Below are 12,734 nucleotides of genomic sequence, written 5' to 3' on the forward strand. Positions count from 1 at the left end.
GAGACGGAAAAATGGCAAACGTAGCATACATGTCGATCAGCGGGTCCACCCAAGGGGACATCACCGCAGATGCAACGACGGCTGATTCCATCGGCAACAACTGGCAGGAAGGCCACGAGAGCGAGTCCCTGGTCTACAAGTTCGAGAGCAACGCAATTGTCCCGCGTGACCCGAACTCCGGCACCGCCATCGGCACACGCCGCCACCAGCCGACCACCATCATCAAGCCGCTGGACAAGGCGTCTCCGTTGATGTGGCAGGCTCTGGCCACCGGTGAGTCCCTGGAGATCACAATCAACTTCTGGCGCACATCTACTTCTGGCGTCCAGGAGCACTACTACACGATTAAGTACACCGACGCAGTCCTGGTTGAAGGCAAGACCATTTTGCCGGATGTTCTGGATGATGCGAATTCGTCCCGCGGCGATCAGGAGCAGTGGTCCTTCACTTACCGCAAGGCGGAGTGGACTCACGAAAAGGCCGGTACATCCGCCTCTGATGACTGGCGCGCTCCGGTCACCTGATTTCGGTGTCAGCATAGAATTGTTGATGGAATGCCGCTTCGGAAACGGGGCGGCATTCTTTTTAACGTTTGTACGATTAATTCAGCTCATTCCGCATTGTGCGGGAAACGTCTCTTTGCGTAAGCTTGAAGCGTTCTTATGACACGCCTGTCATTAAAGGCCGCTAACAGTTGGGAACAATGCACGTCCGTGCATAATATTGGGGGTTGCTCACCGTGCTCGACCTTGATCTTCGCCGCCTCATCGGCCGTCTGAACGCCTATTCGAAACGCTCACTCGAAGCTGCTGCAGGCCTGGCGGTGACACGCGGGCACTATGAAGTCTCCATTGAACATGTGCTGCATGTTTTTGTCGAAGACAGTCAGCATGATGTTCAAAGCGCGCTGAGACACTTCGAGATTGATCCTGCTGTCATGCGCAAAGGGCTTCAAAGTGTCCTTGAAAGCATGAAGACCGGCAATCAGGGCCGTCCGGTGTTTTCCCCGCTCCTGGTCGAACTCATTTCCGATGCGTGGCTGGTGAGCTCCGTTGAGCTGGACCTGGATCAGGTCCGCTCCGGCAGCCTTCTGGCCACAATCTTCGCCCAGCCGAACCGTTATGGCGATGACCGCTGGCTGCAATACATGGAAGACATCTCGTTTGCCGGGTTCAAAAAGGACTTCTCCGACATCATCGGGAATTCCGAGGAAACCACTGTAGGCCTGACCGCAGCACCTGGTGGAGACGACAAGGCGCCATCAGTCGCGCCTGGAATGAGCCCGGACAGCGCGCTCGCCCGCTTCTGCACGAACTTCACTCAGGCTGCCCGTGAGGGCAAGATCGATCAGGTGTTCTGCCGGGACCGCGAGATCCAGCAGATGATCGACGTTCTTGGACGCCGCCGGAAAAACAACCCGATCTGTGTCGGTGAACCTGGTGTCGGTAAGACCGCAGTGGTCGAGGGACTTGCGGTCAAGATCGCCGAGGGCGATGTGCCGGACATGCTGAAGAATGTTGAGCTGATCGGCCTGGATCTCGGCATGCTGCAGGCCGGCGCCGGTGTGAAGGGCGAATTCGAAAACCGTTTGAAGGGCATCATTGACGAGGTCAAATCGTCGCCGAAACCGATCATTCTGTTTATCGATGAAGCGCACATGCTGATTGGTGCAGGGGGGTCTGCCGGTGGTGCGGACGCCGCAAACCTTTTGAAACCGGCTCTGGCGCGGGGTGAGTTGCGCACCGTCGCGGCGACGACCTGGAGTGAATACAAGAAGTATTTCGAAAAGGATCCGGCACTTGAGCGCCGGTTCCAACTGGTGAAGCTGGACGAGCCGAGCCCGGAACAAGCAATCACCATCATGCGCGGCCTGCGCAGTGCTTATGAAAAGAACCACGGCGTCTACATTCGCGACAATGCCGTTGTAGCCGCAGCAAAACTCTCCGCGCGCTACATTTCTGGCCGGCAGCTGCCGGACAAGGCTGTGGATGTGTTGGACACCGCCTGTGCGCGCGTGAAGCTGTCCTTGTCATCCAAGCCGTTCGTGATCGAGCTGAAGGAGAAGCGGCTTGGCGAATTGAACCGGGCGCTCGGATCGTTGACCCGGGATTCGCAGGCCGATTTTGCGCCCGATGATCCGCAAGTTGAAGAGATCGACGCTGAGATCAAAACAGTCGAAGCGGAAATCGCTGACCTGACGGCTCGTTGGCAAAAGGAGCTGGATCTCGTCAATCAGATCCTGAAACTCCGCCATGACCTCGGCCTCAGCCTTGAGGGGGACGAGCCGGCCGCAGAGGAAGAGACGTCCAGCGAAGAGGGCGACGAAACCTCCGATGATGCGGAAGCCGATGCAAGCGACAGCGATGAGGCAACCGCAGCCGATGGCCCAGTTGACATCGAAGCCATGAAGGCGAAGTACGCAGAAATCGCCAAGGACCTGAAAGAAGCCCAGGACGGTGATCCGCTTGTGTCGTTTGAAGTCACCGAAGAAGCCATAGGTCAGGTGATATCCGATTGGACCGGTGTGCCGCTCGGACGCATGGTTGAAAACGAAGCTGACTCAGTCCTGAAGCTCTCCCAGAACCTCCAGGCGCGGGTGATCGGTCAAGATCACGCCATTCAGGCTGTCGATGAAGCCTTGCGGACTGCAAAGGCCGGGGTTCAGAACCCCGACGCGCCGATGGGCGTCTTCCTGTTCGTCGGCCCATCAGGTGTTGGTAAAACCGAGTTGGCAACGGCAATCGCGGACCAGCTGTTCGGCGGGGAGCGCTTCCTGATTTCCATCAACATGTCGGAGTTCCAGGAAAAGCACACCGTATCGAAGCTCGTCGGATCTCCTCCGGGTTATGTCGGTTATGGCGAGGGTGGTGTTCTGACCGAAGCTGTCCGCCAGCGGCCCTATTCGGTAGTACTGCTCGATGAAGTGGAAAAAGCGGATCTTGAGGTGATGAACCTCTTCTACCAGGTGTTCGACAAGGGTGTCTTGTCGGACGGGGAGGGGCGCCAGATCGACTTCAAGAACACGATTGTTGTCCTGACCAGCAACCTGGCCACGGATGTTCTGACCGAGATGGGCTCGCTTCCGGAAAAGCCAGATGTCGATGAGTTGGTGGCAGCCTGCCGTCCGATCCTGAGCGCGCATTTCAAGCCGGCACTTCTGGCGCGGATGCAGATCGTACCGTTCTACCCGCTGATCGGCGAGCCGCTTGAAAAGATTGTCCGGTTGAAATTGAACAAGGTCGGAAAACGCTTGCGTGAAAACCAGAAGATGGAACTGGTCTATTCCGATGAAGTCGTCAAATCGATTGCCGCGCGCTGCACGGAAGTTGAAACCGGTGCCCGGAACATCGACCACATCGTCAACCGCACGATCTTGCCGGAGCTGTCCACCGAGCTTTTGACAAAAATGGGCGGCGACGGAACAGACTTTACCAAAGCGACCATTGATGTCGGCGAGCCGGGCCACTTTACCTACAGCCTGAGCTGATGACCTTGCAAAGACAGGCTGGCAAAGGCGTCGCCTGCAAACATGAACACAAATGGCTTCCGGGCGGGCATACTGCTGCCCGGGGGATGAGTTCACATCTGAGCAGGCGGAAACCGAATGATACTCGATGACCTGTTGGATTTGACCGAGGCGCTGGCGGGAGCTGAGCAGGTGGAAACTGTTCTGGAGCTCGTGCTGGACTCAGCGCTCAAGATCTCGCGCGCCGAGGGCGGGTCGATCTATACGCTCGACACGCTGGGGCAGCATCTACACCGCACGGCGTCCCGGTATCATGGTGTTGTCGCCACCGCGGCAACAGGCGAGCGTGTTTCCATCTACGGTGATGACATGATGCCGAACCTGCAGGCTCCAGCCGCGCTCGTCGTCTCCACCGGTACTGTGATCAACATCGCTGACATCACCTCAGCGGTCGGATACGACTTTTCCCGCATCGAGGAAGATGACCGGCTGTGTGGAACCAAAACACAGTCCTTGGTCATTGTGCCGATGACGGTTCTAAGGGACCGCTCCATCGGGCTCTTGCAGCTTATCAACCCACGCAATGCAGAGGGCCAAACCGGTGCCATCGGCGACGAAGTTCTGAAGCAGCTCAAGGCACTGTCCATCCATGCGGGGATCTGCATCTGGAACACCCGCATGCATGAGGAAAACACGCGCCTCAAGAAACAGTTCGATCGCTATATGAAGGAGCTGCCGCGCCAGCTGACGAAAGACAAGGCGCAGCCGGCTCCGGTCAAGAAGCAAAAACCGCAGGGGCTCGTTGGAGACAGCCCGCCAATCGAAAAGGCCATCAACCTGATCGGCAAGGCGGCGAATTCCGATGTCCCGATCCTGGTGCGCGGGGAAACCGGGACCGGCAAGGAAATGATGGCAAGTTTCATCCATCAGTCCAGTGACCGGTCTGACCAGGCATTTGTCGTGCAGAACTGCGCGGCGCTCCCCGAAGCGCTTCTTGAAAGTGAGCTTTTTGGACACGTCAAAGGGGCGTTTACAGGCGCGCAAACGGATAAAGCAGGCCTCGCACATGAGGCACACAAGGGTACGCTGTTTCTCGACGAAATCGGTGACATGCCACTTGCTCTACAGGCGAAGGTCCTGCGTTTGCTGCAAGAGGGCGAAGTCCGCCGGGTTGGAGCGACAAAAACCGAACATGTCGATGTCAGAATCGTCGGGGCGACAAACGTCAATCTGGAAGAAAAAATTGCGGAAGGCGAGTTCCGGAAGGATCTGTTTTATCGCCTGAATGTCTTTCCGATCAGTTTGCCGCCTCTGCGGGAACGCCCCTCTGACATCCCAAAACTCATCGACCATTTCCTGAAAAAAGGCGCTGCCAAGGCGGGAACGGCCGTACCGATCGTGTCAGCCGATGCACTTGATGCGCTGTTGTGCTGGAGCTATCCCGGCAATGTCCGCGAACTAAAGAACATTTTGGACCGAGCCCGCTTGATGGCAGAAGCCGGTTATCCCATTCAGCTGGAGCACCTTCCGCTGGAGCTGACGGGACCCATGAATGGTGGGGCAGCGCCGAAACCGAGCGGGATCCCGGAGGGGGATTTGAAAACCATTGTTGGCCAGTATGAAGCACTGGTCATCGAGGCAAAAATGCGGGAAGCTGGTTGGAACAAAACCAATGCGGCGCGTTTACTGAAAGTAAGCAGGCGCACCATTATTGAAAAGCTAAACCGCTACAACATCACCCGTCCGGCTGGCTTCTGACAGTGGTCGGGCCATCAGGAGACACCGCAGTCTGAAACTCTTTGGGTTTAGCGCGAAAAAACAGGATGCCACTGGTGAAGGTCCCGATTCACTGGTGAAAGCCTTTGTGTCCGGCCGTTTGTCCTACGATGCGCTTCTTCACGGGTTGAAGGAGGTGTTTCATCGCTCCGATTCACACGCGGCCGACGTTCATGCGACCCTTGGAGAGGCTGTTGAAAGCGGACGGCTGCCCAACGACCTTGCCCAAATAATACGGACACAACTGCCCCCAGGCGGCGGGCCAAACGAGCCCGATGGACCGGAAGGCCCCTTAGACACGGCTGCAATCGCGAGCGGAGCCGTGGACCCGGCGGTCGAAGACGATCTGGATGAGCCGACCATCCCCAATGGCGTGGTCGGTCGGGCGTCTTCAGCGGCTCAGTCAAAGCCTCCCGGGCAATCGCCTTACCTGCCTCCCTTGCCGTATCTGACTGAACCACCCGCACAGGCGGGCGATGACATGCGCAACAAGGTCGATGATGTTGTACTCGGGTCGATCGTCGACGGGTTCAAGGATTTCCGGAAAGCCCGGACCAGCGGCAGCGATCAAACCGCTGGCGAAGCGCAATCGGGGAAACTCGACCAGTTTCTGACAGGCTACAAAAGTGCGCGCCTGCGCACGAATGCCCGTAAGGCGGCAGCAGGTCAGTCAGGAGGGGCGGCCGATCTGAATTCGCTCGCGGGCGCCGGAGCAGAGCGGGCGGGCGTGGGAACACTATTGCGCGATCGGTTTGTGCTCGACCGGGAGGTTGGCCGCGGTGCCATGGGCGTTGTTTATGCCGCCGTTGACCGGCGCCGCCTTGAGGCTGGGCACGACGAGCCGTATGTGGCGCTGAAACTTCTGACCGATGAGATCCGGTCCGACACGGGCGCCTTGCGCCAGCTGGAGGCGGAGGCCCGCAAGGCGCAGGCGCTTGCGCATCCAAACATTGCAACGATCTATGATTTCGACCGCGACGGCGGTGAGGTCTTTATCGTGATGGAATTGTTACGCGGGACCACGCTGGATCGGAAGCTATCCGCAGCGCTGGGCCATTCGCTGCCCGCCAAAGAAGCCTTGCCAATCCTGCAAGGGATTTGCGACGGACTTATCTATGCCCACAGCCAGAATGTCGTCCATTCCGACTTGAAGCCGGGGAACATCTTTGTTCTCGATAACAATGTGGTCAAATTGCTCGACTTCGGTCTCGCAGCCGTTACGACCGCTGACATGGCCGATAATGGCCTCGGCAGCGCATTGACCGCGTCCTACGCAAGTCCGGAAATGTTTCAAAAGGCACCACGGGATCCGCGCGACGATGTGTTCGCGCTTGGCTGCATCGCCTATCAGGTTCTTGCGGGTCGCCATCCGTTCTCATTGAAAGGCTCGGATCAAGCTGCCCGGGAAAACATGGTGCCTGAGCCTTTGGAAGGGCTGGATGCCGACGTGTGGCAGGCTCTTCAGAAAGCCTTGGCATTCAAGCGCGAAGATCGGCTGGCCAATGTCAGCACGTTTCGGGCTGCACTCTTTGATTAATCCAAAAATTGGATCATTCAATTGAGTCCGCAATCGTCTCGATCGACCGGGTGAATGCATGGTCCGGGTGCAGAGTGCGGATGAGGCCGGTGCTGCCGATCTGGATAAGGTCTGTGGAGAGCGGAAGGACCGCTGCAACAGGCGTCCGGTAATTTGAGAAGATCCGCTGGGACAGATCCTGAAAGTCGAAGGTTTCCAGGGCCTTGTTGACCACCAAAAACAACTGCGGCACTTCCAGCTTGCGGGCAAGCTCCAGCGTTACCGCTGTACCCTGATAGTCCTGAATATCCGGACGCAGGATTAACAGAAGCGTATCAGAGATCGCTATGGACAGCAGAGTCTCTTCGTTCACGCCAGGATGGGTGTCGATCAGAAGATAATCGAGATCCATGGTATCGCAGAATTCCATGAACCCGCGATTGAGGGCTTCGACATCATACATCTCCTTCACGATCCGCGCGATGTCCCCGGTCTTGATCGAGGAGGGAATGAAGAAGACCTTGCCTGGCCCGGTGATTGACGGCTCGCCGTCCGGTCCTTTGACACCGTCTGTAATGTCCAGAACGGTGTCCTTGATGCCGCAATAGCCCCAAAGGTAGTTGTTGAGCGTGTGAGCCACCGTGTTCAGGTCGACATGAAAGAGCGTGTGAATGCCCGGCGACTGAATATCCGTGTCCACGATCCCGACCTTGTGGCCGCGCAGGGCAAGGCTCGCAGCGATGTTCGCCGTCACGTTCGATTTGCCGGTGCCGCCGCGATAGGAATGGGTGGAAATGATTTTGGTCACAGGAGTTCTTTCAGTCTAAAGAAGCCTCAAGGCTGCTTTTTATACTTTGATCTCATCGACTTTGCGCGGGCCTGAAGCGTGCGGAAGTAGTCGGTATCAGCGACTTTTTCCACCTCCATCTTGGCTTCTTCTTCGTCATAGGCGACTTCGAATTTGTCGAGGCGGACTTTCAGTTCCTGGTTCTCCTTCCGGAGCTGAGCTTCGGCGAGTTCCAGTTTGCGCCGCGTTTCGGTCAAGTCCTCAATAAGCTGCCCGGAATGGAATTCCCGGGCCTCGACCTGCACCACCATGCTGGAAAACGTTTCGGCAAGCGCGCGGATGCTTTCCGGCACTTGTTTATCCGTGATGATGTCAAAGAGGCCATCTACATCATCATAGCGGCCGTTCGCGATTGCTTCGCACGTCTTTGCGAGGCTTGCGATGGCAGGCTGCATGGCGTCCGGTGAGCTCAAAAAACCTCCTGAAGATCGGCGGGTGCTGGACCGTCGCCCCTGAATACACCAACAGACGGGGGACCCAAAGGCAAAACTGTCGTTGTTTTCCCTGACCTTGACCGGTGAAGTTTAACCGGCGAAAGGTGAACGAACGATTGGAGACCCAAATGATTCCGGTAGACGTGCTTGGTGTTTTTTTTGTCGCGGCCATTGCCTTGGGTCTCGCGCCGGGGCCCGACAACATCTTTGTTCTGACCCAGTCAGCCCTTTACGGACGGCTTGCCGGCCTGGTCGTGACGTTGGGGCTGTGCACAGGTCTCATCTTTCACAGCGCGGCCGTCGCATTGGGTGTCGCCGCGATCTTTCAGACATCTGCTCTTGCCTTTACACTGCTCAAGTTCGCAGGGGCTGCCTATCTCGTTTACCTGGCAGTGCAAGCATTCCGGGCCGGTAGCAGCAAGATCAACGGGAACAGTGCTCCGGAGATGTCTCTGCCGGCGCTCTATGTGCGCGGTATTATCATGAACGTGACCAATCCCAAGGTTGCGATTTTCTTTCTGGCGTTTCTGCCGCAATTTGCAGACCCCGCGCGCGGCTCGGTCCCGCTTCAGATCCTCATGTTCGGCGGGCTCTTTATCATTGCCACGATCCTCGTTTTTGGCGGTGTTGCACTCGGAGCCGGCTCTCTTGGAGGATATTTGAAACGTTCCCCATCGGCGCAGCTTTGGCTCAACCGGTTGGCAGGTGTTGTCTTCGTCGGTCTTGCCGTCCGTTTGGCAATTGCCGAGCGCTGAGGCTGTGCGATTGTTGTGCGCTTGGAGCTTCCATGAGTTTATCAACATCAAGTTGTAGACTGCTACGGATTTTTACACAGCATTAACCATACTGCGCGCACAACTGTAGGATGAAATCCGTAGGTGGCCTTCGGCAAATCCAAATGGCGTGTCAGCTCATGAAGACCAGTTTAGTTACAATTCTTTCCGCCTTTATGGCCGCCGGTTCTGCCCTGGCTGCGGATCCTTTTCCATATGATCCAGGCATGTCAGGCGAGGTCTACACCGCATCGACGCTGCGAGGCTCCATCGGGCTTCGTTATTGGTACAGCCAAGGGTCAAATGAGTTTAATGGGGCCCTGGGTACGGCCAACGCTCAGAACGTGACTGGCCATACTGCCGAAGTGTTTGGTGTTCTGGAGGATATTTCGACCCGAACCTCCGCCAAGGCAATGCTCGGTCTTGGTAAGAACGCCAAGGGGGATCAAACCTGGGTCGGGTTGGAGTCCAAAGACTGGAACACAACCAATCTTGGATATGTCCTGCTCGACGGCGGTTGGGAAGTCGCCAAATTTGCTGGAGGTAAGGGACGTATCAAGGCGCTGGTCGGTTACCACTATCTCAGCGATAAGACGTCGGCGACTTATTTTGGAACGCAAACACGTAGTATGACCAACAAGTGGCATGCCCTTCGGCTCGGCGTTGCTGCCGATGGCGAGCTGAACGACAGGATTGGCTGGTCAGTTGATGCTGCGGCCGTGCCTTGGGCCTACAACCAGTTTGATGATGGCTTCAACACGCTTGAGAGCGAATACACCTACGGCTTTGAAGCCGACGCCGCATTGAACCTCGCACTGACCAGCAATTGGGACATTGGTATCGGCGGCCGGTATTGGTGGCTGCATTCCGAGTATGAACTCGACCAAAGCCAGACCTATCAGCGTTATGGCCTGCTGATCGAGAGCAAATACAAGTTTTAGAAAGTCTCTCTAGACCGTTCAGAAATCACTTGTTTTCAAGAAAAACGCCGGCCAAAAAGCCGGCGTTTTTTGTTTGGAAGCTTGAGCCTTATTGGACCCGGGGGAACAGGGCGTCGATCTCGCCGAGTTCTGTTCCGCCTGCCAGCTTGTCCAGCTCCGGCGCCCAGGGCGTTGCAGCCTGTGGCGCATTGAGCATGCCAAGCGCTCGGGCGGCTGATCCCGGGATTACCTGGGTCAACGCCTCGAAAAGGATGCGCTGGCAATCGAGCGTGACATAGAGAACGGTTGCGCAGCGCTCTCGGGTCTCTTCGTTCTTGAAGAGAGACCAAGGAGCCTGTTGGTCGATATACTCGTTCATGGCCACTGCCGCATCGACGATTTGTTGGGTCGCTGCCGGAATATCCTGCAGATTGATCCAGCCGGCGAACGCCTTGCCAGCTTCGACAACGGTCTGGCGCAATGCCTCATCTTCGGCCGTCAGGGTGCCAGGCATCGGCACCTTGCCGTCGAAATTCTTGTTTGAGAATTTCGCAACACGGGACAAGAGGTTGCCGATCTTGTTGCCAAGTTCGGAATTGTAGGACTGGGTGATCAGATCGACCGAGATCTGGCTGTCGCTGTCCGCGCGCATGTGCCGGGCAAGGTACCAGCGCAGCGCATCGACGCCGAGCTTGTCCATTACCTCGATCGGATCAACCACGTTGCCGATGGATTTCGACATCTTGACGCCGCCAGCGCCCACCCAGTGGCTGTGTACGGAGAGTTTCTTCGGCAGCGGTAGATCAGCGGCCATCAGCATTAGCGGCCAGTAGACGCCGTGCGGTTTCAAAATGTCTTTGCCAATCATGTGCTCACATTCCGCCCACCAGTCCTGGTAACCGTCTTCCGGCCAACCGATGTTGGTCAGGTAGTTGGCAAGCGCGTCGAACCAGACGTAGGTCACGAAATCCGGATCGAACGGCAGATCGACGCCGAGCGTGACGCGGGTCTTCGGCCGGGAGATGCACAGATCCTCCAGCGGCTCGGCCAGCATCTTCTTCAGTTCGTTTTTGAACGGCTCCGGCTGAACGAAATCCGGGTTCTCGTCGATGTGCTTCAGGAGCTTTTCGCGGAACGGTTCCATTTTCAGGAAGTAGTTGGTTTCGTCCGTCTGCTCGACCTTCATTGTCGGGTGCAGCGGACACTGGCCGTCCTCGGTGAGATCGCTTTCCTTCTTGAACTCCTCGCAACCCTTGCAGTAGGTGCCGGTGTACTGCTTCTTGACGATCAGGCCCTTGTCGAAGATGCGCTGCTCCATCTCCGCGACGGCCGTCTTGTGGCCCTCGCGGCTGGTGCGCACAAAATAGTCGAACTCAACGCCCAGTTGCTCGAACACATCGCGGAATTCCTTACAGCGCATGTCGAGATAGTCGGTCACAGGCATGCCGAGATCCTCGGCCGCTTCCTGGTTCTTCTGGCCGTGTTCGTCGACGCCGGTGGACAGCATCATCTCATACCCCAGCGCCTGACGGTTCCGCTTAAGGATATCGGCCATGATCGAGGTGAAGGCGTGGCCGATATGCGGGGATCCGTTGACGTAGTAGATCGGAGTGGTGATGTAGCTTTTCATCAACATGCTTTCGAAATTTCTAGGCAGGAGCCGGGCTGCCTTTTCTTTCAAGGACCGGCCAGAAAATCCGCCGTGAAGAGGTGCGAGCTATATTTCACACTCGCGCCCCCAAGAAAAGCCCCGGCGGGGCAAAAGCGGATGGGTGGTTGCCCAGTAATGGATGGTTGCCCGGAATATAGGGATTTGAGGCGGATGAAGCTAGGGGGGGAGCACCGAGCGCTAGGCTGTCCCAGCCTTGCGCAGAGACCAATGCCCGTTTTGATGTGCATGGCCCCGGCTCAAGGCCGGGGAAGCGGATTTGGTCAGCACTTTTAAGGGTGGCCGGGTTGCGACAGGCCACATTCAAGCCCGTGCTGAAAGATCACCCGATCAACCAGATCCCGGCAAGGACGAATAGGGCCAGGAACACCGTCTGCGTGACCACCATCCAGATCGCCGGGCCGCCGACCTCCAGGAGTTTCGGGATCGAGGTTTTCATGCCAACGGCGGCGATCGCTGCCAGCAGCGCCCAACGGGAAACTTGGCTTGCCCCATCCTTAACGATCTCCGGGATCAGTCCGAAGGAATTGAAGGTTGCAAGGATCAGGAAAGCGACGACAAAAAGCGGCATCAGAGGCGGCCGGGCAGCACCGGGTTCTGTGCCCTTGCGCAGGATAAGCGCTGCGATCAACACGATGGGGGCCAGCAGGGTGACCCGGATCAGCTTCACCAGCGTCGAAAGATCACCGGTTTCTTCTGAAACGGAAAAGCCAGCGCCGACCACTTGTGCAACATCGTGAATGGTGCCGCCCAGGAAAACGCCCGTCGCATCCCGATCGAGCCCGAGTGAGGCGGTCAGGATCGGATAGAAGATCATGGCGAGTGTGGACAGCACAGTCACGGTGATGACGGTAAACGCAAGGTCTCGCTCGGCATGCTCACGTTTTGGTAAAATCGAACCGATGGCCATCGCAGCCGAAGCTCCGCAAATGGCGACCGCACCGCCAGACAGGAACGAAAACAAGCGGTCCTTGCCAAAGAGGTTTCCGATCAGGAGTGAAAAGCCGATGGTCGCCAGGACCCCGGCAACAACGAGAGCCAGAAACGGCAGTCCAAGCGCCTGAACCATATCGACGCTGATCCGAACACCCAGCAAGGCGACCCCAATCCGCAACAGCGTGCGCGCAGAAAAGGCGATGCCGTCCGCTGTGCGTTTTTCCTCCGAGAGAAAATTCAGCGGCATACCAAGAAGGATCGCCATCAGCATCGCGGGCGCACCATAGTGCTCGTTCAAAAACTGCGCCGAGATCGCGACCAGGCCGGCAATCGCTATTCCCGGGAACAATTCGTGAGCCCGGTGTTTGATCTTGTCGATCATTTTTCGTCCTTGTTC

Annotated in this window: 10 protein-coding genes; 6 read left to right on the forward strand and 4 right to left on the reverse strand. The window is 57.2% G+C overall.

From position 1 onward, the window contains the following. Window positions 1–11: 11 nt before the first annotated feature. The 4 genes from RBB44_RS07025 (at window position 12) to RBB44_RS07040 (ending at window position 6,779) form a co-directional block, all read left to right on the forward strand. Window positions 12–524 carry an Hcp family type VI secretion system effector gene (locus RBB44_RS07025; RefSeq protein ID WP_133950695.1) on the forward strand — a complete coding sequence of 171 codons (513 nt, stop codon included), beginning with the start codon at window positions 12–14 and terminating at the stop codon, window positions 522–524. Window positions 525–739: 215 nt separating this feature from the next. Beyond that, a complete protein-coding gene (tssH, locus tag RBB44_RS07030; RefSeq protein WP_306146684.1) occupies window positions 740–3,487 on the forward strand; it encodes a type VI secretion system ATPase TssH in 2,748 nt (915 codons plus the stop codon). 117 nt (window positions 3,488–3,604) lie between these two features. Next, the gene (locus tag RBB44_RS07035; protein WP_306146686.1) at window positions 3,605–5,224 is read left to right on the forward strand and encodes a sigma 54-interacting transcriptional regulator; all 1,620 of its coding nucleotides are present in this window, start codon (window positions 3,605–3,607) and stop codon (window positions 5,222–5,224) included. 94 nt (window positions 5,225–5,318) lie between these two features. Next, window positions 5,319–6,779 carry a serine/threonine-protein kinase gene (locus tag RBB44_RS07040; RefSeq protein ID WP_306146687.1) on the forward strand — a complete coding sequence of 487 codons (1,461 nt, stop codon included), beginning with the start codon at window positions 5,319–5,321 and terminating at the stop codon, window positions 6,777–6,779. Between the two features lie 13 nt (window positions 6,780–6,792). Here the strand turns inward: RBB44_RS07040 and RBB44_RS07045 are convergent, their stop codons facing one another. Then, window positions 6,793–7,566: a MinD/ParA family protein gene (locus RBB44_RS07045; protein WP_306146688.1), complete on the reverse strand. Its 774-nt coding sequence runs from the start codon at window positions 7,564–7,566 to the stop codon at window positions 6,793–6,795. A gap of 26 nt (window positions 7,567–7,592) precedes the next feature. Next, window positions 7,593–8,018: a hypothetical protein gene (locus tag RBB44_RS07050; protein ID WP_306146689.1), complete on the reverse strand. Its 426-nt coding sequence runs from the start codon at window positions 8,016–8,018 to the stop codon at window positions 7,593–7,595. Window positions 8,019–8,167: 149 nt separating this feature from the next. Here RBB44_RS07050 and RBB44_RS07055 point away from each other — a divergent pair, with 149 nt between their 5' ends. Together RBB44_RS07055 and RBB44_RS07060 are read left to right on the forward strand one after the other, a co-directional pair. Further along, window positions 8,168–8,794 carry a LysE family translocator gene (locus tag RBB44_RS07055; RefSeq protein ID WP_306146690.1) on the forward strand — a complete coding sequence of 209 codons (627 nt, stop codon included), beginning with the start codon at window positions 8,168–8,170 and terminating at the stop codon, window positions 8,792–8,794. A 158-nt stretch (window positions 8,795–8,952) separates the two neighbouring features. Continuing rightward, window positions 8,953–9,753, forward strand: a complete 801-nt coding sequence (locus RBB44_RS07060) for a hypothetical protein (protein ID WP_306146691.1) — start codon at window positions 8,953–8,955, stop codon at window positions 9,751–9,753. An 88-nt stretch (window positions 9,754–9,841) separates the two neighbouring features. Here RBB44_RS07060 and metG read toward each other — a convergent pair whose 3' ends face one another. Together metG and RBB44_RS07070 are read right to left on the reverse strand one after the other, a co-directional pair. After that, window positions 9,842–11,362: a methionine--tRNA ligase gene (gene metG, locus RBB44_RS07065; RefSeq protein WP_306146692.1), complete on the reverse strand. Its 1,521-nt coding sequence runs from the start codon at window positions 11,360–11,362 to the stop codon at window positions 9,842–9,844. Between the two features lie 361 nt (window positions 11,363–11,723). After that, a complete protein-coding gene (locus tag RBB44_RS07070; RefSeq protein ID WP_306146693.1) occupies window positions 11,724–12,719 on the reverse strand; it encodes a YeiH family protein in 996 nt (331 codons plus the stop codon). Between the last annotated feature and the right edge of the window lie 15 nt (window positions 12,720–12,734).

The organism is Roseibium sp. MMSF_3247 (assembly GCF_030733765.1).
GTDB lineage: Bacteria > Pseudomonadota > Alphaproteobacteria > Rhizobiales > Stappiaceae > Roseibium.

Coding starts and splice junctions, on each gene's coding strand:
- RBB44_RS07025 (WP_133950695.1), top strand. CDS start 12: ATGGCAAACGTAGCATACATGTCGATCAGCGGGTCCACCCAAGGGGAC.
- metG (WP_306146692.1), bottom strand. CDS start 11,362: ATGAAAAGCTACATCACCACTCCGATCTACTACGTCAACGGATCCCCG.
- RBB44_RS07070 (WP_306146693.1), bottom strand. CDS start 12,719: ATGATCGACAAGATCAAACACCGGGCTCACGAATTGTTCCCGGGAATA.
- RBB44_RS07055 (WP_306146690.1), top strand. CDS start 8,168: ATGATTCCGGTAGACGTGCTTGGTGTTTTTTTTGTCGCGGCCATTGCC.
- RBB44_RS07060 (WP_306146691.1), top strand. CDS start 8,953: ATGAAGACCAGTTTAGTTACAATTCTTTCCGCCTTTATGGCCGCCGGT.
- RBB44_RS07035 (WP_306146686.1), top strand. CDS start 3,605: ATGATACTCGATGACCTGTTGGATTTGACCGAGGCGCTGGCGGGAGCT.